The organism is Thermodesulfobacteriota bacterium, assembly GCA_040754335.1.
In the GTDB taxonomy this organism is placed as follows: Bacteria; Desulfobacterota_D; UBA1144; order Nemesobacterales; family UBA2774; genus 2-12-FULL-53-21.
In genome coordinates, this window is sequence record JBFMCV010000005.1 from 63,518 (window position 1) to 87,838 (window position 24,321).

Annotated in this window: 22 protein-coding genes and 1 tRNA gene; 10 read left to right on the top strand and 13 right to left on the bottom strand. The window is 52.5% G+C overall.

Annotated elements, in window-relative coordinates; genetic code table 11:
- Positions 1-15: 15 nt before the first annotated feature.
- From AB1598_11195 to typA, 6 genes are all read right to left on the bottom strand, one after another.
- On the bottom strand, positions 16-885 hold the full coding sequence (locus tag AB1598_11195; protein MEW6145572.1) for a hypothetical protein: 870 nt from the start codon (positions 883-885) through the stop codon (positions 16-18).
- 91 nt (positions 886-976) lie between these two features.
- Positions 977-1,252 carry a hypothetical protein gene (locus tag AB1598_11200; GenBank protein MEW6145573.1) on the bottom strand — a complete coding sequence of 92 codons (276 nt, stop codon included), beginning with the start codon at positions 1,250-1,252 and terminating at the stop codon, positions 977-979.
- Positions 1,253-1,500: 248 nt separating this feature from the next.
- A complete protein-coding gene (locus tag AB1598_11205) occupies positions 1,501-2,736 on the bottom strand; it encodes a glycerol dehydrogenase (GenBank protein ID MEW6145574.1) in 1,236 nt (411 codons plus the stop codon).
- Between the two features lie 195 nt (positions 2,737-2,931).
- Positions 2,932-3,453 (bottom strand): DUF6790 family protein, encoded by a 522-nt coding sequence (locus tag AB1598_11210; GenBank protein MEW6145575.1) that lies wholly within the window; start codon positions 3,451-3,453, stop codon positions 2,932-2,934.
- A 324-nt stretch (positions 3,454-3,777) separates the two neighbouring features.
- The gene (locus AB1598_11215) at positions 3,778-4,371 is read right to left on the bottom strand and encodes a DUF938 domain-containing protein (GenBank protein MEW6145576.1); all 594 of its coding nucleotides are present in this window, start codon (positions 4,369-4,371) and stop codon (positions 3,778-3,780) included.
- Between the two features lie 53 nt (positions 4,372-4,424).
- The gene (typA, locus tag AB1598_11220; GenBank protein MEW6145577.1) at positions 4,425-6,254 is read right to left on the bottom strand and encodes a translational GTPase TypA; all 1,830 of its coding nucleotides are present in this window, start codon (positions 6,252-6,254) and stop codon (positions 4,425-4,427) included.
- Positions 6,255-6,777: 523 nt separating this feature from the next.
- Here typA and AB1598_11225 point away from each other — a divergent pair.
- The 7 genes from AB1598_11225 (at position 6,778) to AB1598_11255 (ending at position 13,374) form a co-directional block, all read left to right on the top strand.
- Complete coding sequence (locus tag AB1598_11225; protein MEW6145578.1) at positions 6,778-7,296, top strand: sigma-70 family RNA polymerase sigma factor; 519 nt, start codon at positions 6,778-6,780, stop codon at positions 7,294-7,296.
- Entirely contained in the window at positions 7,277-7,861 is a 585-nt protein-coding gene (locus AB1598_11230; protein MEW6145579.1) for a cupin domain-containing protein, read from the top strand. Before AB1598_11225 ends, AB1598_11230 begins: the two co-directional genes overlap by 20 nt.
- 362 nt (positions 7,862-8,223) lie before the next feature.
- A complete protein-coding gene (locus tag AB1598_11235) occupies positions 8,224-8,793 on the top strand; it encodes a fasciclin domain-containing protein (protein ID MEW6145580.1) in 570 nt (189 codons plus the stop codon).
- 203 nt (positions 8,794-8,996) lie between these two features.
- Complete coding sequence (gene msrB, locus AB1598_11240; GenBank protein ID MEW6145581.1) at positions 8,997-9,410, top strand: peptide-methionine (R)-S-oxide reductase MsrB; 414 nt, start codon at positions 8,997-8,999, stop codon at positions 9,408-9,410.
- 220 nt (positions 9,411-9,630) lie between these two features.
- Positions 9,631-11,289, top strand: a complete 1,659-nt coding sequence (locus tag AB1598_11245; GenBank protein ID MEW6145582.1) for a DUF4331 domain-containing protein — start codon at positions 9,631-9,633, stop codon at positions 11,287-11,289.
- 105 nt (positions 11,290-11,394) lie between these two features.
- Positions 11,395-12,726 (top strand): tetratricopeptide repeat protein, encoded by a 1,332-nt coding sequence (locus tag AB1598_11250; GenBank protein MEW6145583.1) that lies wholly within the window; start codon positions 11,395-11,397, stop codon positions 12,724-12,726.
- Between the two features lie 231 nt (positions 12,727-12,957).
- The gene (locus AB1598_11255; GenBank protein ID MEW6145584.1) at positions 12,958-13,374 is read left to right on the top strand and encodes a hypothetical protein; all 417 of its coding nucleotides are present in this window, start codon (positions 12,958-12,960) and stop codon (positions 13,372-13,374) included.
- Between the two features lie 33 nt (positions 13,375-13,407).
- Here AB1598_11255 and AB1598_11260 read toward each other — a convergent pair whose 3' ends face one another.
- The gene (locus AB1598_11260; protein MEW6145585.1) at positions 13,408-15,114 is read right to left on the bottom strand and encodes a dynamin family protein; all 1,707 of its coding nucleotides are present in this window, start codon (positions 15,112-15,114) and stop codon (positions 13,408-13,410) included.
- 292 nt (positions 15,115-15,406) lie between these two features.
- Between AB1598_11260 and AB1598_11265 the strand changes: the two genes are divergently transcribed.
- Positions 15,407-17,500, top strand: a complete 2,094-nt coding sequence (locus AB1598_11265; protein MEW6145586.1) for a thioredoxin domain-containing protein — start codon at positions 15,407-15,409, stop codon at positions 17,498-17,500.
- A 210-nt stretch (positions 17,501-17,710) separates the two neighbouring features.
- Positions 17,711-17,887 carry a hypothetical protein gene (locus AB1598_11270; protein ID MEW6145587.1) on the top strand — a complete coding sequence of 59 codons (177 nt, stop codon included), beginning with the start codon at positions 17,711-17,713 and terminating at the stop codon, positions 17,885-17,887.
- Here AB1598_11270 and mnmG read toward each other — a convergent pair.
- Positions 17,869-19,785 (bottom strand): tRNA uridine-5-carboxymethylaminomethyl(34) synthesis enzyme MnmG, encoded by a 1,917-nt coding sequence (gene mnmG, locus AB1598_11275; protein MEW6145588.1) that lies wholly within the window; start codon positions 19,783-19,785, stop codon positions 17,869-17,871. The two genes, AB1598_11270 and mnmG, sit on opposite strands and share 19 nt — an antisense overlap.
- Positions 19,786-19,917: 132 nt before the next feature.
- Between mnmG and AB1598_11280 the strand changes: the two genes are divergently transcribed.
- Entirely contained in the window at positions 19,918-20,241 is a 324-nt protein-coding gene (locus AB1598_11280; GenBank protein ID MEW6145589.1) for an SCP2 sterol-binding domain-containing protein, read from the top strand.
- Positions 20,242-20,342: 101 nt separating this feature from the next.
- On the opposite strand, the gene AB1598_11285 is transcribed toward AB1598_11280, so the two are convergent.
- From AB1598_11285 to AB1598_11305, 5 genes are all read right to left on the bottom strand, one after another.
- Positions 20,343-21,218 carry a sulfotransferase gene (locus tag AB1598_11285; protein ID MEW6145590.1) on the bottom strand — a complete coding sequence of 292 codons (876 nt, stop codon included), beginning with the start codon at positions 21,216-21,218 and terminating at the stop codon, positions 20,343-20,345.
- A gap of 138 nt (positions 21,219-21,356) precedes the next feature.
- A complete protein-coding gene (locus AB1598_11290) occupies positions 21,357-22,499 on the bottom strand; it encodes a sigma-70 family RNA polymerase sigma factor (GenBank protein MEW6145591.1) in 1,143 nt (380 codons plus the stop codon).
- A 303-nt stretch (positions 22,500-22,802) separates the two neighbouring features.
- A complete protein-coding gene (locus AB1598_11295) occupies positions 22,803-23,492 on the bottom strand; it encodes an SPOR domain-containing protein (GenBank protein MEW6145592.1) in 690 nt (229 codons plus the stop codon).
- Positions 23,493-23,617: 125 nt separating this feature from the next.
- A tRNA-Leu gene (locus AB1598_11300) sits at positions 23,618-23,702 on the bottom strand.
- Positions 23,703-23,879: 177 nt separating this feature from the next.
- Positions 23,880-24,314 (bottom strand): TIGR03668 family PPOX class F420-dependent oxidoreductase, encoded by a 435-nt coding sequence (locus AB1598_11305; protein MEW6145593.1) that lies wholly within the window; start codon positions 24,312-24,314, stop codon positions 23,880-23,882.
- Positions 24,315-24,321: the final 7 nt, after the last annotated feature.

Consider the following 24,321-nt stretch of genomic DNA (forward strand, 5'->3'; position numbering starts at 1 on the left):
TCTAACATCATAACCTCACTTATACGGGAAGTGATAAAAGACCGAAGCTATCAGCCTGACCTCGAATTCCTCGTCGTGTGTGACGGGGAAGCCCGCGCCGAAGCCTACGTGGAGCTCCTGGCTCTTGAACGGCTTGAACTTGACGCCGGGGTCGATGTTGAGGACGGACTCGCCTTCCTCCTCGCCGCTTAGCACCGTTTCGCCGTCGAACTCGAGCAGCACCTCGAGCCAGTCGGTCGCATGAACGAGCGTCGAGAGGTTGTAGCCGAGCTCGTTGCCCTCGTCCTGGCCGCCCTTCTGATTTACCGGGATGCCGAGATGAAGGAACGAGACTACTTCGAGTATCTTGTACTTCCAGCCGAATGACAGAAAGGGCTCGATCTCGAATATGTTGTCGCTGCCTATGCCCTTGTCATCGTCCCCGGTCGGAAGCCCGAACTCGAGCCCTCCGCCGAGGAGGACGCCGTATTCCTCTAAAATGAACGTCGCTAGCTTGACTCCAATGTCTATCGTGTTGAAGTGGCTTACGTCCTTTCCTTCGTCGGGGTTGATGAAGGTGTAGGGTATATCGGCCTCGATGCTTATGTTGCGAGTGAACGCATACTCGAGCTCGAGTCTTACGGTGCTTTCCTTATATTTAGACGGCCCTTCGCTCTCCTCGCCCAATTCTTCTTCCTCGACCTCGCCGTCGACGTTGAGGAAGAAGTAATCGAGCCTTATTTTCGTGTCGGGCGAAGGCGACTCCGTGATAAGGGGGTGTGAGAAATGGAGCCCGTTCGGGTTGCCGTGATCTTCGTGCGCGAATGCCTGTGATGTAACTGCCTGTGCGAGAAACATAACTAAAATAAAATTCCGGAATATACGTCCGTATTTCGTGTAAGACATGGGAATCCTCCTTTATTTATAAATCAGCGATTGCGGAAAGACGGAGTCTGCCCGCTGCTGGATTCTGGATATGTGATATGAAAATGTGAGGTTAAGAAATAAATAAAGGAGGGGCGCGGTTGGTATTGCTTGAGATGATTAAATCGTACTTCACTTCATCTTCATAAAGACGTAGTAAATCTATGTCGGCGTTGTATGAAAATAGATTATGGCCGTTGAGACCGGGGAGTTGACTGCTGTAACTGGAATTGACGGTCTGGCCGAAGCTCACCACCGACTGATTTTCCGGGGCTTTGGTCCCGGTCGAAAGCGAGGCCGCTCCGAAGTCCTTTGCTATCACGACCGTGCTGGAGCAGGGAACGTTCATGAATTCAATGCTTCCGGATTCATCGCGGGAGACGGAAAAGAGTATAAAAAATAGAGCAATGACCGGGATAATGGGGTACCTCAGGAGTGTGTTTCGAGTGTTGCCCGCCATGCTCACGGCATAAATTAACATGGTTTTGAATTAGTTGTAAAGGAGCTCAGTTCTGCGCAGCTTCAATACCTGAGAATCATTTCCCGGGCATATGGTTTATAAATTATCGCGTGCTCGAACAATCCGGACGCTCTGTTTCACTTGCCGTGTAAGGCGAGGTATGCAACATCCCCTACAGAGTCCGCAATCCCGAGACCGAGTTTGTCGGCTTCGAGTATCGCATTCAACAGAGTCTCCTCCGTGACGTTGAAGGGCTCGTTGTGTATGAAAGGCAATTCGACGGCGGCTTTGCATATCTTGCGAAGCGTTTCCACATCGCGCGCCGGGTCGAGCGATATTTGATCCAGGTGAAGAGGCAGACCCACCTCGGCGAAGAATGTCCCGACCTTGCGGGCTTCGTCCTCTTTTCCCTCAAGGACGAGGTGAGTCATGAGACCGATCGCGACCATCTCGCCGTGGAGGTAATTTTTATGTATGGAAGGGATAACGGTGAGGCCCTGAGCGACGCAGTGAGCCGCGGCGATGCCGCAGCTTTCGAACCCTATTCCGCTCATGAGCGTGTTCGCTTCGACGACGCGCTCGACGGATTCATTTACCTGTGAATCTTTCACAGCTTCGGCAGCTTTAGCACCGTGGCCGTAGAGCGTATCGGCGCACAGCTCGGCTATGGCGACAGAGGCGATAGTCGGGCGCGTCCCGAGGATCGCTTTCCCTCCGGGATTCTGAAAACACGTCCGCGCTTCATACCACGTAGCCATGGCGTCGCCCATGCCGGACACGATGAAACGCACCGGGGCTTCCGCCGCGACTCTCGTGTCGACTATAACGAGAGCAGGGTTGAGCGGGTAGAGCTCGACGCCCCGGAATTTACCGTCGGGAAAATATATAGCCGACAATCCCGCGCATGGTGCGTCCGTCGAAGCCGTCGTGGGACAGATGACAGCAGGCACGGACAGGCGGTAGGCAACCCCCCTCCCCGTATCGAGACACTTTCCGCCGCCGACAGCTACGACCGAATCGACAGGAGTTTTCTCTTTCGTTAGGAGCTCGGTCACGCGCCCGATTTCCTCGTACGAGCTCTCCCCCTTAAAGGGGACAAGGGTGAGGGTAATGCCCGAGCGTTTGAGACTTTCGGCTATCGGTCCGCCGAACCTTCTGTTTCCTCCCTCGGAGATCAGCACCGCGGCGTGCCTGCTGTGGATTAGCCCGAGGTACAGGCCGAGATCGTTCAGAACCCCGTCTCCCTGTATGTACTTCTGCGGGGAATTGAGCACATTGGGAATGATTTTATTACTGCTTGCCTCGGCGGAGAAAACCTTTGCCGGTGTAAACGTCTCAGGCGCCGATTTAGTTAATTTCTTAACCCTTCCCATTTGTATTACTCCCCCACAAGTCGGATATATAAAACGTCATTGCAATATATCATGAAAGAGCAAATTTATAAATTGCGAAGCTCGTGCATCTATCCATGGTGCTTAGAGTGTAAGTGATGCGAAAGTGCGTTGAAAGTCATAGCATGTGGAGGACAAGTTGTTGCTGCCGGGGATGAAGTCCAGATCCATTTGAACTCATCGACTACTGCTGGTCTTCGGATGTTTATATGAGAGGTGTAGCAGAACGAAGCCGACGGCGGGGAGTATGATGTCTGTGGGCAGGACGAGGCCGACGTTTCCGGGTGAGAAGTTATGCGCGGCGATCATCTGATAGATATGGCCCCCTGCAGCGCCGAGAGAGAAAACTGCCGGCGGGATGTAAGTGGCGACACGGAAGGGCAGCCCCGCCCGGAACGCCATCACGCCGACTATCCCTATGCCGAGGCTTGCGAAACCGACTTCCAGCTGAAACGGACTGTTAGCCCATCCGATAAACTCCGCCGACATGTCTCCGAAGAATACGTGAAAGACGAAATTGACGAGGTTGTTTATACCTATCGCGAAAAGCATGTAATAAGAGAGAAACGCCTCGGCTACGACGTTCATGGAGCGGGGCTTCGGCTTGCCTGCGAGCGAGATCCATCCTGCGATAAGGCCGATGATCAGGAAGGTCAAAAAATAATTTCCGACGACGAGGGTGATGATGTCTTTGGCCATATCAATCTAAACGGACTGGCGTGTACGCGTTGATAAAATATAGTCCGGGTTTGGAATAAAAGAAAGGTGGGTTCTCGTATCCGGAGGGAAGAGGGAATTAAAAGGAAAAGGATGAGACCCTGAAACGAGTTCAGGGTGACGGACTAAAAAATAGATTTCTCGCGTGCGCTCGAAATGACAGAAAAAGATGAGATGCTGAATATTTCGGTTTGATAAACGAATAAGCAGAAAACACTTGCATCATTGGATTCAGCCAATGGCGTCCGGTTCTTGCACTCGTTCAGAACCGTAGTTCAGCATGACAGATTAAGGTTAGATTCCCGATCAAGATCTCAGGAACTCTAAGAGATGGTTGTTGGCGGGCATTTCGTGGTCTTTGACGAGCTTAAGCCCTATCCTCTCCGCAAGCGAGTTCACCCACTCGAAGTCGCGTATGGCGCTCTGGGGGTTCTGCTCACGGAGCCAGGCGTCAAATTTCCGGTTGCTCTCGCTCGTATATTTCCCCCCGTAATTAAAGGGCCCGTAGATACATAAGGTCCCTCCCTTCTTGAGAACGGGCTCCATACCGTCGAACATGCACTCGATCTTGGAGCGCGCCATTATGTGAAGAGTATTAGCCGTGTATATGGCTTCCGCTTCGCCGACGGGCCACATGGCGTCCGAGACGTTCAGAACGACCGGTTCTTTTATGTTGGGGAGCTTCGCTTCGTCGAACCAGAGCTTCATGCCCGGTATGTTCTCAGCTAAATCAGTGGGCTGCCAGACGAGGTGCGGGAGGTTGCGCGCGAAGTGGACGGCGTGCTGCCCCGTGCCGCTCCCGATCTCGAGAACGAACGAAACATCCCTGAACGCTTCCTTTAAAACGCGGAGTATGGGCTCTTTATTGTTTTCGCACGATTGGCTGAACGGCTTTTCCATCTGGAATTATAGATTCACGCGCAGAGAGAAGGATTCCGTTTCCGGCAGCGCTGTTACTGACTGTATTTCTTCTCGCGCTTGAGCTCGATCTCCCTCTTCGAGGCGGCGAGCTCGAACTTGCGGAGCCTCTGGCTCTGCGGGGTTATCTCGACGAGCTCGTCCTCGGCGATGAACTCTATAGCCTGATCGAGGGATAGAGGCCTCGGGGGTCTCAGAACGACGGTCGTCTCGGCGGTGGAGCTCCTCATGTTCGTGAGCTTCTTCTCCTTCGTTATATTGACGTTGAGGTCCCCGTTCCTGTTCCTCTCGCCGACGATCATCCCTTCGAAAACGTCAGTCCCGACATCGACGAAAAGCTCGCCCCTGTCTGCCATCGAGAGGCACGCATAAGTCGTCACCTTCCCGCCTCTATCCGAGACGAGCGCGCCCGTAGACCTCTGCGGTATGGGGCCGTACCACGGCTCATAACCTTCGAATAAGGTATTTATGACGCCCGAGCCCTTGGTGAGTATCTGGAACTGGCTCCTGAATCCGATGAGTCCTCTCGACGGGATGAGGAACTCGATATCTACCCTCCCGTTCCCGTTGTTGCGGAGGTTTTCCATTCGCCCCTTCCTCGACGATATGGCCTCGGTTACGGCTCCGACGAACGCCTCGGGCACGTCGACGAAAATGCGCTCGACGGGCTCCGTGACCTTGCCGTTCTCCATCTTCGTCAAAACCCTGGGCTTCGAGACCATGAATTCGTACCCTTCGCGCCTCATCATTTCGATGAGAACCACCATCTGGAGCTCGCCGCGCCCGGATACTTCGAAGGCGTCCGCCCTTTCAGTCTCCTTTACTTCGATTGCGACGTTTCCGAGCTTCTCCCGGAGGAGCCTGTCCCTGAGATGGCGGGAGGTGAGGAATTTCCCCTCCTTTCCCGCGAAGGGGCCGTTGTTGACGTAGAAGATCATCGAGATCGTGGGCTCGTCCACCTTTATTCGCTCGAGCGGCACGGGGTTGTCAAGGCTCGATACCGTATCGCCGATCTTGACGTCCTCCTCCCCGGCGATTGACGCTATGTCGCCCGCTTCGACCCTCTCCATCTGGGTCTTCTGAAGCCCGGTGAATGTATAGAGGACTGATATCTTTATAGGGGTGTTCGCGCCTCCTTCTCCGCAGAGCGTGTAACTCTTGTTCGATTCGAGAGAGCCGTTCATGAGCCTCCCTATCGCTATCCTGCCTACGTAATTGTCGTAGTCGAGGTTCGTAACGAGAAACTGCGTGACAGAGCCGTCCCCGATCTCAGGGCCGGGGATCGCCGAGATTATCGTATCGAAGAGCGGGATAAGGTTGGCGGAATCGTCCGAAAGACTCAATTTTGCGGAGCCGACCTTGGCGTTCGTGTAGATTATAGGGAATTCGATCTGCTCCTCGTTAGCGTCGAGCTCTATGAAGAGGTCGTACACTTCGTTGATTACCTCGGCGGGGCGTGCGTCGCTCCTGTCAATCTTGTTTATGACCAGTATTATCGGGAGCTTCTTCTGGAGCGCCTTCTTTACGACGAAACGGGTCTGGGGGAGCGGACCCTCGCTCGCGTCGACGAGCAGGAGCGCGCCGTCCACCATGTTGAGGCTTCTCTCCACCTCGCCACCGAAGTCGGCGTGACCCGGGGTGTCCACTATATTTATCTTTATGCCTTTGTAGAAGATGGCGGTATTCTTGGCCATGATCGTTATCCCGCGCTCCCGCTCGAGGTCCATAGAGTCCATGACCCTCTCCTCCACGACCTGGTTTTCGCGGAATACGCCGCTCTGCCTGAGCATGGCGTCGACGAGCGTGGTTTTCCCGTGGTCGACGTGCGCTATTATCGCGATATTTCTGATTTTTTCGTTTCTCATGTTGATTTACCCTTTCTCCCCGGTATTCAGAAGCTAGTTATAAGAAAGTTGAGCTATTAAATATACACTACCATCCAAGGCATGCAGGGAAGCCCCCGAAAATCCGCCGTTTTTGGAAAAAACTGCCGAATCTTAATTTATCGGGAATTCGATACGAACAGCCGCCAGCCTTCAAATAAATTTAATCATGCCGGGTGTTTTATTCAATACCGCGCCTCTGTCAGTCCTGTCCGCACGATTTTGTGCCCATTTTTAAAAATTAATGTGCTCTAATCCACCCGTGCCGGCGAATAAGTAGATGAGCGGGCTTTTGTCGTTGTGTTGACTGCATGTTACGTTCGTCTCAAGTTTAGTATATAATTGTGTTATAATTCGTTCAAAATACTAAACAAATGTCGCTTTCTCAGTATAGTCAACACAACCTATGAGGCCTCCAGCTCCGACTATCGCTTCTCATGCCGCAAAGGAACAGCATGAGCTCAGGGATTTGATTTCCCGGATTTCCGGGGGGGATGAGGATGCGATGAGGGCGTTTTATAAACTGACCGTTAAACTGGTGTACGGCATGGCTTACAGGGTGATATCGAACACCCATGAAGCCGAGGAAGTGGCGCTCGAGGTGTTTATGCAGGTCTGGAGGAACGCTTCTAATTACAACTCGGAGCTCAGCGAGCCTCTAACGTGGCTCCTCATGATAACGAAGAGGCGCGCGATAGACAGGAAGAGAAATATTTCAAAAAAAATGCTTGCGGATGAAACATTAGATGAGAACCTGGCGAGCACGGAGGACAGCGCCGAGCTTATATATATTGCCGGACAGAAAAGAGAAATTGTCCGGAACGCTCTTGACCAGCTCCCGCATAAGCAGCGGCGCGTCATCGAGCTGTCGTTTTATTACCAGATGAGCCACGGGGAGATCGCGGAGCACATGGATATGCCGCTCGGATCGGTCAAGAGCACCATAAGGGTTGCAATGGTAAAGCTGAGGAATATAATAAAAAAGATCGAAAGGAAGTACGACCATGGCTCGAAAATACACTAAGGACGAGATAAGGGAGCTCGCTGCTTCTTACGCCTTGGGGAACCTGAGCGATGCGGAAAAGAAGGAATTCGAGGAGCTGCTGCGCAACAGGGACGGCTCTATAGAGAAAGAGCTCAAGACCTTCGAGGAAGTGGTCGAGCACCTCCTCTACGATGCAGGATCGATGGAAGGACCCAAAGGACTCGAAGAGCGTCTCTTTTCTCAAATCAGGAAGGAGAAACGGAAAAATAGTACGGATGAAGGGTTCTTATACGTACGCCAAAATGAAGGAGAGTGGGTCGAGATCATGAAAGGCGTTATGATCAAGAACCTCTACCGGAACCCGGAGAAGAATTACGCGACCCTTCTCGTCAGGATGGAGCCGGGGGCTACCTTCCCCAACCATGTCCATACCGATACCGAAGAGTGCTATATAATCGAAGGCGACCTCAGGATGGGAGGTCAGGTTTTCGGGAAAGGCGATTATATACGCGCTGAAGCTCACAGTACTCATGAACGCATATCTACAGAGAAGGGGTGCTTCCTGCTGATAGCGGCTTCCGAAGAAAACGAGCTGCTCGCGTAGGGAATCACTTTTTATCCCGGACGGCCTCGATTGATTACACGCATGCAGCGAGAAATATAACTTCCCTGATAAAATCTATTCCGCGAAGTCAGATTTAAATGATCCGTGTACCTGACCGCACCGTATAACAAATTGGAGGGACAACCTCCCTTGCAATCCGCAAACACCAAATCCGCCGGCAGTAATGCTTTAGGCAGTTAGCGGCGCCGAATCACGCTCCGTACCGTATCTATATTACATATTATCTATATATAATACATATCCATAGGCCGCGGCCGGAATAATTTCCAGATCCGAGAGATCCAAAAAAAATCCCCTCCCGTATAAATATTCGAATTTAAAAATCTCAAGGAGGTGCTGAAATGCACAAGGTTATAAAAAAGTATTTAATGCTGCCCGCAGCAGCGGTTGTTTTCTCGGTAGCAGGACTTTCGGCGTTCGCCGATACGACGGTAATGGTCGGCGGAGAGGCTATGTATCCGACAAAGGACATAGTAGATAACGCGGTCAATTCGACCGATCACACGACGCTCGTGGCTGCGGTTAAGGCGGCGGGACTGGTCGAGACGCTCAAGGGGCCGGGCCCGTTCACTGTCTTCGCTCCGACGAACGACGCGTTCGAGAACCTTCCCGACGGAACGGTCGAGATGCTTCTTAAGCCCGAGAACAAGGACGCGCTGACGAAAGTGCTCACGTATCACGTGGTTCCCGGCCGCTGGACTTTCGATGCTCTCGTAGAAGAGATCAATAAAGGCAACGGGAAGGCCCAGCTCAAGACAGTAAGCGGTGGTACGCTGACCGTATGGATGAACGGCCCACACAACATCCTTATAAAGGACGAGAAGGGCGACATCGCGGATATATCGACTTATGATGTAATTCAGTCAAACGGAGTTATCCAGGTAATAGATACCGTTCTACTGCCGAACTAAGCTGATTCCATCAACGATAAGCGGGGCGCTCCGACAAACAGGATGAGCGCCCCTCCGCATTTTGAGCGGGGAAAAATTATATGACCAATAAAACCTTAATCGCTTTAATTCTATTAGTAGTTATTTCAGCAGGTCTAATTCACTCAGGCTGGCGGAGATACGATTCCACCGGGACTGTCAACCTCCCGAAGGCCGCTTCAAATATAACAACCGGCGAAGCACTCCCCGAAGGAGCTCTTGGTCTCACCAAAGACGAATGGAAGAAAAAACTGACGCCGCAGCAATATTACATATTGTGGGAGAGGGGCACGGAGAAGGCTTTTTCCGGCGCGCTGCTGAACAACAAGAAAAAAGGGATCTATGTTACTGCAGGCTGCAAGCTGCCAGTTTTCAGCTCCGAGAATAAATACGATTCCGGGACCGGATGGCCGAGCTTCTGGAAGCCGGTCACGGAAGACGCCGTGATACTGAGACCCGACAACGACCTCGGGTTCGAGCGTATGGAAGTTTTAAGCAAGTGCGGCGAGCACCTGGGACACGTTTTCAACGACGGTCCTAAGCCCACGGGGCTCAGGTACTGCATCAACTCCGCAGCGCTCGAGTTCGTCGAGGAATGACCCTCCGCACAATACGGTAAGCAAGCCGTATTCGACACTCATCAGAGATTGCATCTACAAACATACTATTCTCACTTTGGGAACCTGAACAGAAATAGCTTTGTGACCGAATAGAATTATCACGTCGGGAACACAAAACATCCTATTATTTTTCTTAGAGATCCAAAAATTTTTCCCTCCCGTATAACGATACAGTAGAAAATTGAAGGAGGTATGCGTTATGAAGATTCCAAGAATATTTATCGTTCGTGCTGCTTTTGTAGCAGCATTGATTTTTTCTTGTATCTATTATTATCCGGTTGCAGAGGCGGCCAACCACAGGGAGGCACCCATCACGGCGATCGACGACGAAGCGGACATCACAGACGTTTTCGCTTTCGTCAGCTACGATCCCGACGAATCTGACGCCTCAGACAAGGTTACAATGATCGTTAACTACGACCCTTTTCTGGAGCCGGGAAACGGCCCTAATTATTTTCCGTTCGACTCCGAGATTCTCTACGCGATCAGGGTCGATAACGATCAGGACGCTCTCGAGGACATAGTTTTCGAGTTCCGTTTCACGACCGAAATAAGGCTTCCGAACGTGTTCACGGGTTTCGTGGGCGCCCTCGACGGGATCAATGCTCCAGACAATTCGCCGCCTGACCTGGACGGCAACCCGACAGCCGGGCAGCCAGTTATACCGCCTGCGATCACCGCTCTCGACGGACCCGGTTCGGAAGGATTGAGCCTGAGACAGTTCTACACCGTAACGATGGTAAAGGGCAATAGCCGGACGCAGCTTACGAACGCGACAGGGAGCCCGCTCTTCGCCGTACCCACGAACGTCGGTCCGAGGACCATGCCCGACTATCCTTCGCTTTTCGCGCAGGGGATATACGACCTCGGCAGCGGAATCAAGGTTTTCGCAGGCACCGTCGACGACCCGTTCTGGCTCGATCTCGGCGCCACGTTCGACTCGATAAACTTCAGGACCCAGGGCTTCGTCGTACAGGGAGTGCTCACCGATGAGCAGGACGCGGACGATTCAAAAAACTATGCCCCGGATGATTTCTCGGGTTATAACGTAAATGCAATAGCGATCGAGGTGCCGATAGAGATGCTCACGAGCGACGGCGAAAAACACCCGGCCTCTGACCCGGAAGCGACGATCGGGATGTGGGGGACGAGCTCCAGGCCGAAGGAGAAAAAATACAGGGGCCCCGGAGAAGACCCGAAGCTGTCTAAAAAATTCACACAGATACAGAGAATGGGCAACCCGCTGATAAACGAGCTCGTTATAGGTACCGGCTTCAAGGATAAATTCAGCATGGCTCAGCCCGAGAACGACGCCGAGTACTCCGATTTCTTCCTAGACCCGGTGCTCGCGAGAGTGCTCAACACCGTATATGAAGCCCTCTACGGCCCTGACGTTCTCCCAATACCGGATGTCCCGAGATTGGACCTGCTGCCTCTGGTACAATACACGGCTCCTATAGCACCGGAGGGTACTCCGACGGGGCCTATAGCGGATGTGCTGAGACTGAACACGGGCATCCCTCCCACGCCGCCCGATAAGCAGAGCAGGCTCGGATTCCTGACGCTCCTCGACGACGACCCGGCAAACGACGACCCTGCGGGTTTTCCGAACGGACGCCGCGTCGTTGACGATGTAAGCGATATCGCGGCCCGCGTCGTGGCCGGTGTGCTGGTTCCCGAGTTCAATACATTCCCGCACAACAGGATAGGGGACGGCGTTAACGTGAACGATAAGCAGCCGTACAACTCCTCGTTCCCGTATCTAAACCTCGCGCACAACGGACGCAACAGCCGTCACATCGATCCCGGCGAGAGGGGATGCAAGGGTACGGATACAGGCCGCTGTCCGGTGGATTAAACAGCGATACGATAATCCGGCTATGGGGAATGCTTGTATATTCCCCATAGCCTTTATTCCGGTAAAAATCCTCGTCTCCGAAAAATATCAGAAGGGGGAGAAACGATGAGAACACTCGGCATGCTAGTTCCCGCACTATTTCTTGCAATCCTGTTCGCGGCCTTAACTACGCTGGCGCACGAAGACGGACATCATCATGACGATGGAGACCATCAGAATGAAACCGGCAAGGAAACCGGGGAGAGCCCCGCAGACATTCTCATCGAGCTATATCGATCCAAGATAAAGGAAGATCCGGGCGACTATTACAACTATACGAAGCTCGGAGCGAGCTACATACAAAAGGGGCGAGAAGCAGGCGGAATAAAGCCTTACCTTCAGGCCCGTGAAGCGCTTATGAAGTCTCTCGAGCTTTATCCTGACGGATACGCGGCATACATATATTTAGGTCAGGTGAGCTCTTATACACATGATTTTCGGAAAACGATCGAATACGCCAAGAAAGCAATAGAGCTGAAACCGGAAAAAAGCGTCTCGTACGGCGTCCTCGGCGACGCTTATATGGAGCTCGGCATGTATGAAGAAGCGGCGAAGGCCTATGAAACAGCGTCTATAATATCGCCCGGCTTTTATTCATGGAGCCGCATCGCCCAGATGAAAGACCTCACGGGGGATACTGAGGTCGCTATAGAGATAATGAAGGACGCGATCGATCTCGCCTTGAGAGATAACCTTCCCGGAGAAAACAGAGCCTGGGCAAACGTGATGCTCGGTTCTTTTTATCATAAGACTGGAGACCTCGAAAAAGCTGAAAAATCATACCAGGAAGCACTCCGATCATTCAAAGATCACTACCTCGCACTAGAGCATCTGGCCGAGGTACAAGCAGCCAGAGGGAGCTATCGGGAAGCGGCCCGTCTATACGAAAGGGCTCTGCAAATAAACCCGAAACCCCATTTTTATATCGAGCTCGGCAAGATATACGAGAAACTCGGAAGACCCGAAAAGTCCGAGAAACTATACAGGGAAGCGGAAGAGAGATATAAAGATTATGCCGAGAGCGGGATAAGGGGACACTCCAGGGAGCTCGTACTTTTTTATACCGACAGGAATATCAATTTGGATAAAGCCCTTGAACTGGCCCGACGGGACTCAGAGGGGACTGCGGACATATACGCCTGCGACACCCTTGCCTGGGCTTATTATAAAGCCGGGGACCTCGATAAGGCGATGGAGGCAATGAACAAGGCGCTAAGGCTCGGCACAAGGGATGCCCTACTCTATTATCATGCAGGCATGATTCACTACAAGATTGGTAACAGAGAAGAGGCCAAAAGGTATTTCGACCTCGTGCTAGAAACGAATCCGAATTTCGACAAGGACGCCGTAAGCGAAGTCAGATACGCGCTCCGCGAGCTTGACAAATCGAGCTCCTGACAAATCCGGTAACGCCCGAAGATTGCACGTAACACGAGAGATGATCGAGCCTTGAACCACGGCATCAGCCGAAAAATCAGCCGGGACCTCCACGCCTCTGAGATCGCCGGTCATCGGTTTTGTGCAGATAAGAACCCGCTCTCGATACCATAGCAACCGGACAAAAGTCGTAAGGAATTATATAACTAAAGTCCAATTGCAATATCGTTAAGTCCCTGATAGTTTTATTAAGTGGACAACGGACATTCCAACGGGAAAGTAATAAAACTGGGCCAGCTGACGGAAAGCCCGGAGACCTCGGTCAATGTGTTGAGACGCTCGACTAGGATACCTTATTATAAGAAGATAAAGTACGGACTGCTTAACGGCAAAAGAAGCGACAGGGACGAGAACCTCATGTTCAGCGGGTCTACGTTTAACATCTCCGAGCACGGGATCGGGATGGAAGGCACTAAAGGGTTCCCTCCCAATTTCAAAATAGAGGCGAGCCTGTTCACAGGGGAAAAAACGATCAGGTTCGAAGGCACGATCAAATGGCTCTATCACTCGAATTCCGAGAAGTGGTACATGGGGATCGAGATTTCGAGCCGAAGGGATGATTTACACGAGATCTATTCCATACTGTCCGAGACAAGCTTCGGATTGTAGCTTCTATAGTCCGACCGCAGGCGTTCCAGCTTTTTACACCGCTCTCTCCCTCAATTCACCGAATCTGGACTTGAGCTCACTCACCCTGACCCTGGATTCGGATAATTTTTGCTTCTCCATCTTGTAGAAATTCCTGAGAGGCGAGAGTGAGTCGTTCACCTGGATTTTAATCCCGCTCAAATCTCTCTCGAGCTGCGAGCTCACACCCGAGACCATCTCTTCGATGAGCGCGTCCACCTTACAGCTGAACTCCTTCATGGCGTCCCTCCTCTTCTTCGGAAGTATAGCGAAAGCCGTAGCCATCACCGCGACAGTCGCCAGAATGCCGGTGATATCGACGAGGAGAGACGAAAAAGCCGAGACGACTGCGGCTCCGACCGCGAGCGATCCTACCTGAACGCCCAGCACGGAAGCCACGGCGCCTCTCGCCGAGTCGACGAGATTGCCTCCGAGTGCGGCCGGGTCTATCGCCCTCCGCTTCGTTTCGAGCTCGCTCCTCACGGTATCAACGAGCCTCGTCCTGTCGTAAATAAAACCCGTCGTGACATTCGAGCTATCGGCCTTCATCGACTTGTTATAGAACTCGATCGTGCTGTCGAGGAGCGTCCGGGCCGACTTTTCCGTCCACATCACCATCGCGTCCAGGTCCTTTTCGAGCTCGGACACGGTCTGGCGTGAGACCCGGTACTCGAACTCCTTCGCAATCTTCTGTTTGCTCATCAGCTTGAAGATGTTGGCGAACCTTATCAGCTCGTCTATATACTCTATTCCCCTGGTCTTGAATTCGAGGAGCCTGCTCCTTATCCTCTCCGTGAATTGAGCCGAGTTCTCCATTATCTCGTCCTTCATTGCGTCGAGCTTCCTCTCGAACTCCCCGAGCCTCAGCATATCTTCGGATATCCTGTCTATATGTCCGTCGAGCGCCTTTTCCGTTTCCGCGCACAGACTGACGGCGAATTCCGACGCCGCCCTTATCTTCATCCTGATACGTTCTTCCTCACTAAGTGTATCGAATATATATTGCTCGAGCTCATTGAAACCGCTTCGTGCATATAACGCTTCGTCCGACGCGGCCTTCCCCTCCCGTGCGAGCTTGGCGGAAACGGGTATAAGGTGCGGCTTTATGCCGAACGAGCGCTCGAGCTCGTCCCGGGTGTGCTTTATCAAGGTCCCGAGCTCTTCTGCGTCAGCAGCGATATCGATTTTATTAAGGAGGAAAACGATATTCTTGAGCCAGCTCTCTTTAATGAACTTGATGAGCTTCGCCTCGCTTCCGGTGACAGCGCGCTCCGCCCCTATGGTAAAAAACACTATGTCGGCCTTGGGTATGTATTCCTGAGTGAGCCGCTCGTGCTGCGAAATGGTGACGTTCGTGCCCGGCGTGTCCACTATAAAAAGCCCCTTCAGCCTTTCCTGGGGAACCGAAATGACCCGGCACCCGTTTTCTACGCTTTCCTCCATACGGTCGCCATATTTCATGACCGTTATCTCGTCGGTCGTGGGAGTAATGCCTTTGGGGAGTATGTCCTCCCCAAGCAGTGCGTTTATCACCGATGATTTGCCCGTGCTGAATTCGCCTATAAAGACCAGGGAGAACAGGTTGTCGAGGCTTTCAGCCGCAGATCTGAGCCTAGCTTCAAGTTCGGCGTCAGAAAGCTCTTTTATCTCGGCCAGGAGCGACTGCAGGAGGAGCTTCTCTTCGAGTATAATTTTCGTGTACTTTTCGTCCAGTATCCGCATACTTTGAGGAGTACATGAATTATAACCAAGAAAGTCGATTATGAATATTTTGGGGACCTGATATGCATCTCCCCGCCCGTTTGACACGTACAATCTTATTATCTTGTAATAGGCCGTGCGGGCCGTAAACTGACGACATAGGGCAGCCCGCAGGAAAATTGAGAAATTGGACACAAAAAACCAAAGAAGCCGGACCTTACTGTTTATAACTGGTATTGTATATGTATCGGCAGTGTTATTTATGTTAAGTACATGCGGGAGCCCGGGAGCAGAGCCGACCGGCGACAAAAATATGCCTGACCGGAACAGACTCAAGAACGAAAAGAGCCCTTATTTGCTCCAGCACGCGGACAACCCGGTGGACTGGTACCCGTGGGGGGAAGAAGCATTTGAAAGAGCGGCCAGGGAGGACAAACCGATTCTCCTGTCGATCGGGTACTCGACCTGTCACTGGTGCCACGTGATGGAGCACGAATCTTTCGAGGACCCGGAAGTAGCCCGGCTCATGAACGAGACTTTCGTTTCGATCAAGGTCGACCGCGAAGAAAGGCCCGATATAGACAACATATATATGACCGTTTGCCAGCTCCTGTCGAAAGGCGGGTGCGGGTGGCCTCTCAATATAATCATGACGCCTGACAAGAAGCCCTTCTTTGCAGGTACATACATTCCGAAAGAAACGCGTTTCGGCCGCATAGGAATGGTCGAGCTCGTACCGAGGATCAAAGAGGTATGGAAAAACCAGAGGGACGAGGTGCTTAAGTCCGCCGACAGCATCACCGCGGCCGTTAAGAAGGCCACGGACATAACGCGGGAGCCGGGCGGAAGAGACCTCTCGCAGGCCACGATGACTCTAGGGTACAACCAGCTCTTGGGCAGGTTCGACGAGACGAACGGCGGGTTCGGGACGGCGCCGAAATTCCCGACCCCGCATAACCTCCTTTTTCTCCTGAGATACTGGAAGAGGACGGGAGACGAGCAGGCGCTACGCATGGTGGAGGCAACCCTCGGCGGCATGCGGAAGGGCGGCGTATACGACCACGTGGGGTTCGGATTCCACCGGTACTCGACAGACCCCAGGTGGTTCCTGCCGCACTTCGAAAAAATGCTTTACGACCAGGCGGCGCTGGCCCTAGTTTTTACGGAAGCCTATCAGGCAACAGGGAAAAAGGAGTATGAAGACACCGCACGCAAGATTTTCACGTACGTCTTGAGGGACATGACTTCGCCCGAAGGGGGGTTCTACTCGGCCGAGGACGCGGACAGCGAAGGCGAAGAGGGAAAGTTCTATGTCTGGACCCAGGATGAAATTATAGAAGTACTAGGAAAGGATGACGCGGAGCTCTTTATCAAAACTTATAACATCGAGAAGACCGGCAACTTCAGGGAAGAGGCGTCGGGCGAGAAAACGGGCTCGAACATACTGTATCTCAAAATGTCGCTCCCGGAACTCGCGCGGTCTTACGGCATGAGCGCAGAAGAGTTCGGGGACAGGATCGAGAAATCGAGGGAAAAGCTTTTCGACGTCAGGGAGAGGAGAGTGCACCCGCATAAGGACGACAAGGTTCTCACCGACTGGAACGGGCTCATGATAGCCGCTCTTTCGAGGGGCGCGGGTGTTTTCGATGATACGCTCTACAGCGATTCAGCCAAGCGCGCTGCAGACTTCGTCCTCGATAAATTGAGGGATAGTAAAGGACGGCTCCTCCACCGCTGGAGAGACGGGGAAGCGGGTATAAGCGGGAGCATTGACGACTATTCGTTTTTTATATGGGGCCTCCTCGAATTATACGAGAGCACCTTCGACATCGAGTATTTAAAAGCGGCGCTTGCGCTTCAGAACGAAATGAACGAGCTCTTCTGGGACAATAAGAACGGCGGGTTCTATTTCACGTCTCACGACGCAGAAGAGCTTATATCGAGGCAGAAAGAGGTCTACGACGGGGCTATACCGTCGGGCAATTCGGTGGCGATGCTCAACCTCCTCAGGATAGGGAGGATAACGGGCGATTCCTCTTACGACGAGATGGCGGCAAAGCTTGCTAAAGCGTTCTCGCAGAGCGTGGAGCAGGCGCCTATGGCCTATACGCAGCTCCTTTCGAGCCTCGATTTCGCGATAGGACCGTCATATGAAGTGGTGGTCGCAGGCGATCCCGCTTCGCCCGATACTAAAGATATGCTGTCCGCGCTCAGAAAAAAATACGTGCCCAACAAGGTGATGCTGTTTAAAGGGAACGAAGATTCTGACGGCATCGCTGCTATCGCCGAATTCACGAAAGGACAGTCCGCGATAGACGGAAAGGCGACAGCCTACGTCTGTATCGATCAAGTATGCAACCTGCCTACCACGGATTTGAACAAGGCGCTCGAGCTACTCTCGAAGTAATTTGCAGAGTTGTTGATTTTCCGGATTTACGGGTATAAATATTATTCGAAGGACCAGTCGGTTTTTTCGATCGGACGTACCGAATACATTTTGCGTTCCTGGTGAATAAACGATCGCAGGCGCGGGTAGTATTTTCTAATTCACGCTTACACCATTGAAAAGAGTCTGTGTTATAGTATTAGCTTAGTTCAATATAGTGAGGTAAAAGTGATGGAGCAAAAGAAAACAGGGAAAAGAGGCAAGAGAAAAATTAAAGACCTCGTCGACATGCTTGAAGACCCGGAAAATTCGGGCTATATAGGAGGAGACTACGAGGATATGATGGATCTTCTGGAACAGGAATTAGCCGAATCGGAAGAAGACGAAGATCAGGAAGAAAAGGAATGATAGCCTCTGTCCCTTTCAAATTCACCCTTTTTCAAATAAACCATAAGCACGGAAATAGCGGCGGGCGTGATGCCGGATATCCTGCTTGCCTGTCCTAAGGACCCGGGACGAACATTCGAGAGTTTTTGAACTATCTCCTTTGACAACCCAGGGATTCCCTCGTAAGAAAAGTCCAAGGGGATTGACATGTTTTCGAGCTTCCTGAATTTATCGATCTGCTCGACCTGCATCTTGATATACCCTTCGTACTTGACTTCCATCTCTATCTGCGCGATGTAATCCTCGCCCGGTTGAGCCCCGTTCAGGGCGCCCCCCAACAATTCGAGAGTCCTGTAAGATATCTCGGGTCTCCTCAGTATCTCCTTCAGAGACTGCGGTTTCTTGAGAGGCGAGGAGCCCAAACCCGACAATATCTCGTTGACTCCCGCGCTCGGCATTATCTTGCTGTACTCGAGCCTTTGAAGTTCATCAGTGATTGTCTTCTTTTTATGATAGAGCTTTTCGAACGCTTCTTCGCCGAGGAGTCCGATCCTGTAACCGATTTCACCGAGCCTGATGTCGGCATTGTCCTCTCTCAATACGAGACGGTACTCGGCCCTCGAGGTGAACATCCTGTAAGGCTCATCCACACCCTTGGTCACGAGATCGTCTATGAGTATTCCTATATACGCCTGGGAGCGGTCGAGTATGAGAGGGTCCCGCCCCTTTACCCGGAGCGCGGCGTTTATGCCGGCCATGAGCCCCTGGCTCGCCGCCTCCTCGTATCCCGTGGTCCCGTTTATCTGCCCCGCAAAGTAGAGGTTGTCGACGAGCTTCGTCTCCAGCGTCGGTTTCAGCTGCACGGGATCGACGAAGTCGTACTCGACGGCATAGCCCGGCCTCATGATCTCCACGCCGGAAAGGCCGTCTATAGTCCTTACAAGCTCGTACTGAACTTCGAGGGGGAGGCTCGTCGAGATGCCGTTCGGATATATTTCGTAAGTGTGAGTCCCCTCGGGTTCGAGAAAAATCTGGTGCCTCTCCTTGTCGCGGAACTTGACGACCTTGTCTTCTATGGAGGGACAGTACCTGGGACCGATGCCCTTTATATCGCCCGAATACAAGGGCGACTTGTGGAGGTTGCTCATTATCACCCTGTGGGTGTTCTCGTTCGTGTATGTGATGTAGCAGGGAAGCTGCTCCCTCTCGACGGGACCGCTCGAGAAGGAAAACGGCCTGGGGTTCTCGTCCCCGGGCTGGGGCTCGAGGATTTCCCAATCTATGGTCCTTCCGTCGAGTCTGGGCGGAGTCCCCGTCTTGAGCCTGCCCACCCTGAACCCGAGGCTCCCGAATGAATCCGATATGCCTATCGCAGCGGCCTCTCCGGCGCGTCCCGAGGGTATCTTCGTCCCCCCTATGTGTATGAGACCGTTCGGGAACGTACCGGGCGTTACGACTACGGCATCGGAGAAGAAATGCTCGCCGAGCGTGGTCTTTACGCCGGCCACCCTGCCGTTCGCAACGAGAAAGCCTTCGGCCATCCTCTGCTTTATGTCGATGTTTTTTTCGGCTTCGAGCGTGCGTTTCATATACGCCCTGTACGCCTGCCTGTCGGCCTGTATCCTCGTCGCCTGAACGGCGGCCCCTTTCCTGGTATTGAGCCTCCTCCACTGAATCGCGGCATGGTCGGCGGCTTTCCCCATTTCGCCCCCGAGAGCGTCTATCTCCTTCACGAGGTGGCCCTTGCCGACGCCCCCGATCGACGGGTTGCACGACATGAGGCCTATGGTATCGATATTCGCAGTGAGCACGAGCGTGCGGCACCCCATTCTCGACGAGGCGAGCGCGGCTTCGCATCCCGCGTGCCCCGCGCCTATTACGATCACATCGTAATTAACAGGATAATTTATGCTCAATATCCGGCTCCCTGTTCAAATTCACAAAGAAGTGTAAATAGGCAAACACCGGCCGTCAATTTCGGTCCCGCTCACTGGAATATAAAGGCATAGATGGTAAAATGGTCTCCCATCCCCAGAAGGAGTCATGCCCGGTTGTCGAGGACAATAGAGATATTCGAAAGAGTGGAAAGAAAGCTCAGGGAAAAGCCGGGCGATTATACGGAAATCGGCGCGGTTTACAAATTCGTTATCGAAGGCCCCGAAGGGGGTACGTGGATAATCGACCTGAGAAAAGAAACCCTCGGGGTGAGGGCGGCGGATGAAGATGCGGAATGCACCGTGCAGATACTGGACGAGCATTTCGTCGATCTCTTCACCGGAAAGCTGCCGCCCGAAAGCGCGCTTCTCTCGGGCAAGATCAAGCTCGCGGGAAACGTGCTGCTGGCTATCAGGTTTGCAGAATTGCTGAAGAGGTGAACAGAGCCGCCGCCCGACCCTGGCGAAATGAATGAGGCCGCGTTGCAGGCTTGAAAAAGCGCCTCCTGATATTACGCGCGGATCACCGGACGGCAGCCGGCTCAATATCCGTAATCTTCAAGCCGCGCGGCTATTTCAAGTGAATAGGCCTTGAGCTCGGGGTCCTTAAGAAAAGCAAAGCCGCGCGATCTGTTGACCTCGGCCGCCGCTTTCTCGATATCTCCAGGGACCGTCTCCAGTCCGCAGAATTCGGTCAGAGATGCCAATACCTCCGAAGGATTGTCGAGGAAGTATTCGTATTTTATTTCTATCGCCCGACCTCCAAGCTCTGCCACGCGCTCCCGCGCTTCCTTCATGTATTCCTCCCACAGCACGAAGCCTTCGTCGAGCGAAGCTCCCCTCAAATCCACGAACACGCGCCTCCCTCCTATGAATTTCCGCACGAGGTAGAGCAGGTATACGGGTTTCAGCAAACCCCGCTTGTTCCCGTCCCTCAGCCTCGAAAGTCCTCTCTCCCTCCTCGTCCTCAGGCTGTTTATGATATCGAGCGGGTGGCGGAAAATATGTATTACCTTCGCTTCCGGAAATATATCAAGCCAGAATGAGAGGGTGAACGTATTTCGGGGGTCCTTCCATCCCCAGGGGATATCGAGATTGGCGGGTGTCTTGTACCGGAGATATTTGCCGAGCCCGAGAAACGACGCGGCGCGCGGCGTCTTCATCGAGAATCTAATGAATTCGCCGTAGAGAACCCTGGCTTCGCTATCCCCGAGGAGGTATTTGATCGTGCCCGGGTTTTCGAGTCCCCCGCTGCACTGAGTAAGCAGCCAGTCGTTCAAATCGCGGAAGAACACCGCCTCGTGGTTGTCGGTAAGACTTCTGCCGACGAAGAGACCGAGGTCATCCAGCATCCGCGTAAGCATGCTCGTGCCGGAACGGCTCATTCCGATTATGATTACGGGAGGACGGGCGCTCATTTCAATCTGAAATTATACTACATGTGGGGGAATAACAATGCCCGCTGCAGGGAACATCGCCGGTAAAGGATTTGAAGACGGAGCCCGGCGCTGTCCATTAATCTGCAAGGGTTGTGCATACGGGACTGAATGCGCAGCTTAACGGGCCAGGAAGCTTCTCAGAATCTCGCCCATCTCCGAGGTGGCGAGCTTTTCGAGAGCCCTCTTCTCAATTTGCCTGATCCTCTCGCGAGTGAGATCGAACCTTCTTCCGATCTCGTCGAGCGTGTAAGTGGAGTCCTGGTCGATCCCGAACCTGAGCCTGATTATCTCTTCCTCCCTCGAAGTGAGTATGTTGAGCGCGTCCCTGATCTCGTGGGTCAGGGCCGTGTTGGCCATGACGGAATCAGGAGCGGGGGAGTTATCGTCCGATATGAAATCGAGCAGCGTAGTCTTCTCGCCGTCGAGTATAGGCGTATCGAGGCGCGCGGCGTCGTTCGTCGACTCGAGTATCCTCTTCACTCCCTCGACGGATATGCCCGCGACCTCGGCCACTTCGTCAGGGAGCGGCTTCCTTCCGAGCTCCTTATGGAGCATGGAGCTTATCCTGTAGACCTTGCTCGCCTGCTCGAGAACGTATACGGGGACCCTTATGGTTCTCGTCTGATCGAGAAGAGCCCTCGAGATCGCCTGGTGAATCCACCAGGACGCATAGGTGGAGAATTTATAGCCTTTAGTATGGTCGAATCTTTCGACAGCCCTCATCAAACCGACGTTGCCTTCCTGTATGAGGTCGGTAAGCGGGAGACCGCGTCCCATGTATCTCTTCGATATGCTTACGACGAGCCTGAGGTTCGCCTTGACAAACCTCTCTTTTAGCTCGCTCGCTCGCTCCGAATATACTTTCACGAACGCCATGAGGCTATCGATTCTCTTCGTAAGCTCTTTATTGGAAATTGCAGTGCCCGCGTTCTTTTTCTTTCCCGAAGCGCTTTCTATTTTCTTTGAGAGTTTCTGAATATGGGAGGTCAGCTCCCTCGACTTGGATTCGCACTTCTTGATTTGCGCTGAGACCTCAATTTCCTCTTTCGCGGTAAGAAGCGATTCGACCGCCATGTCCTTGAAATATACGTAGAGGAGCCTGAACTGCTCGTCAGGGGTCCATTCCTCCTCCTGGTCTTCGGAAGCGGCGTTGTCCTCGAGCTCGAACCCGAAGTCGGACTCCTCGCCCTCGATCATAACGTCGTCCCTGAAGCCCAGGGAAGAATAAGATTCCTCGTCCTGCTCGTTATAGTTTTCCATATTTTCCATTTCCGGAGCCACACGTTCCACGTCTCTGAATTTCGCAGATTTCATTCTCACACCTTTGCCAGACCCTTCTATGTATTTTTAATTGTAATGCTTTTTAAAGCTGACAGTGCCCTAACTATATTAATATACGGTTTTGACGAATTCTTGTCAAGCAAATTCTTCGCAAATGCAAAATTCCGGTATCTGCATATATTATTCAATAATTCCAAGCTCTAACAATAGGGAGATAGCGTGAGTATACGCAGAAGCTAACAGAATATCAAGTCAGGCGTGAATCCGCAGTCCATAACCCAGCTATTCATCTTTTCCCCAGGATTCATTAAATACCGTCTTTGTGCCAAGCTGTTCGACATAAGCATCCTTTCCAACACTCCTCTTGAAAGCCGCCGATTGACTCCAGGCCTGCTCGATGCTGCCGTATTTACCTATTTTGACCAGGTTCCACGTCTCGCCCCTGGAATTCTCCACCTGAACCGTGTATGCGCTGAACCCCTTGCTCCGGTAATCGCTTGCAGCTTTCTCGGCTTGAGCCTTGTCGGCGAACGCCCCTACCTGGAGCGTGTATCCCCTTTTGGGCGTTCTCTCGGACTGCTTCTGATCGATTTTTGCCGGGTCCTGAACTGTCGCTTCCGGCTGGGCGAGTGCCGTTTCTTTCGTGGTCCCCGCCTCCCCGGAAATCTGCACAGGGTCGATCGAGGTGAGGCCCGCGCCGGTTAACCCTTCTTTATTATTAACATTAATTGACAAGACAGGCTGAGCCGCTATCATCTCTTCCGAGATCTTGTTTTCATCGGGAGGGAAAGAAGTTTCGTCGCTCGGTGAGCTTATAACCCCGGGAGGAATCTCGTCCCTGTCGATCATCGGCTCGGTAGCGGTTTCATATTTTGCCGTTGTCTTTGCGGACTGGCTTTCCTTTTTTACCTGTGAGGGCTCAGTGTCGCCTGTATAAAAATCGTCTACCTTCGTGCCTACATACACGCCCACAAGGAATACCACTAGGAAAGTAAGGAAGGACCAGAAACCCCCTCCCGGGCCTCGTCTCCTCCGGCCCGAGTTGGCAATCATAAGTTTAGGCTTAAGCTCTCTCATGACTAATTATATTCAGTCCATGCCGAAGGGGGGATTTGAACCCCCACGAGCTTGCACCCACTGGATCCTGAATCCAGCGCGTCTACCAAGTTCCGCCACTTCGGCGATTTGAAAATTGAATGACCCTGAACCCTTGAACATTAATCTTATCACATATAATCTTGCGACGCTAGGGGTTCTTAGATAAAAAATACCCGCACCCTCCCTTTATCATTGCTTTTTTCGGCATACCGGAGGCTAACCGGAATTTGCGCGACCCGTAGAGGAAAGCGAGATCAAGGCTCAGAGGTCTCCCCAGGAAACTATCCTTTCCGGTATGATTTTTATGACCGGGAGTCCCGCCTCCTCTATACCCATTTTTTTGTATTGAGGGTATTTGCGAGCGAGAATTTTGAGGGATTTCCGGTACTCTTCGCCGTCCTCCAGAATTTGGGCGAACCCGTATATCAAAACGTAATAAAGCCTGCTCCAGTCCTCGTAATAACCGTCTATAACGAGGGAAACACCGGGGTTTGACAGTATGTTCATGACTCGTTTCAGCGCCCCAGGCAAAACATTCTTCTTTTTCTTGTCGACAGGGGTGAATATATATCGTCCGTCGTATGCGAAACAGATGGGCACCACCTGCGGCCTCCCGGAGACGTCCGCTGTCGCCATCCTAGCGACCCTCCCTGTGAGCAATATATCCCTTTCTTTATCGTTCGGTATCGCGATCAAACCTGCG

Coding starts and splice junctions, on each gene's coding strand:
- AB1598_11195 (MEW6145572.1), bottom strand. CDS start 885: ATGTCTTACACGAAATACGGACGTATATTCCGGAATTTTATTTTAGTT.
- AB1598_11200 (MEW6145573.1), bottom strand. CDS start 1,252: ATGAACGTTCCCTGCTCCAGCACGGTCGTGATAGCAAAGGACTTCGGA.
- AB1598_11205 (MEW6145574.1), bottom strand. CDS start 2,736: ATGGGAAGGGTTAAGAAATTAACTAAATCGGCGCCTGAGACGTTTACA.
- AB1598_11210 (MEW6145575.1), bottom strand. CDS start 3,453: ATGGCCAAAGACATCATCACCCTCGTCGTCGGAAATTATTTTTTGACC.
- AB1598_11215 (MEW6145576.1), bottom strand. CDS start 4,371: ATGGAAAAGCCGTTCAGCCAATCGTGCGAAAACAATAAAGAGCCCATA.
- typA (MEW6145577.1), bottom strand. CDS start 6,254: ATGAGAAACGAAAAAATCAGAAATATCGCGATAATAGCGCACGTCGAC.
- AB1598_11225 (MEW6145578.1), top strand. CDS start 6,778: ATGAGGGCGTTTTATAAACTGACCGTTAAACTGGTGTACGGCATGGCT.
- AB1598_11230 (MEW6145579.1), top strand. CDS start 7,277: ATGGCTCGAAAATACACTAAGGACGAGATAAGGGAGCTCGCTGCTTCT.
- AB1598_11235 (MEW6145580.1), top strand. CDS start 8,224: ATGCACAAGGTTATAAAAAAGTATTTAATGCTGCCCGCAGCAGCGGTT.
- AB1598_11245 (MEW6145582.1), top strand. CDS start 9,631: ATGAAGATTCCAAGAATATTTATCGTTCGTGCTGCTTTTGTAGCAGCA.
- AB1598_11250 (MEW6145583.1), top strand. CDS start 11,395: ATGAGAACACTCGGCATGCTAGTTCCCGCACTATTTCTTGCAATCCTG.
- AB1598_11260 (MEW6145585.1), bottom strand. CDS start 15,114: ATGCGGATACTGGACGAAAAGTACACGAAAATTATACTCGAAGAGAAG.
- AB1598_11265 (MEW6145586.1), top strand. CDS start 15,407: ATGCCTGACCGGAACAGACTCAAGAACGAAAAGAGCCCTTATTTGCTC.
- AB1598_11270 (MEW6145587.1), top strand. CDS start 17,711: ATGGAGCAAAAGAAAACAGGGAAAAGAGGCAAGAGAAAAATTAAAGAC.
- AB1598_11285 (MEW6145590.1), bottom strand. CDS start 21,218: ATGAGCGCCCGTCCTCCCGTAATCATAATCGGAATGAGCCGTTCCGGC.
- AB1598_11290 (MEW6145591.1), bottom strand. CDS start 22,499: ATGGAAAACTATAACGAGCAGGACGAGGAATCTTATTCTTCCCTGGGC.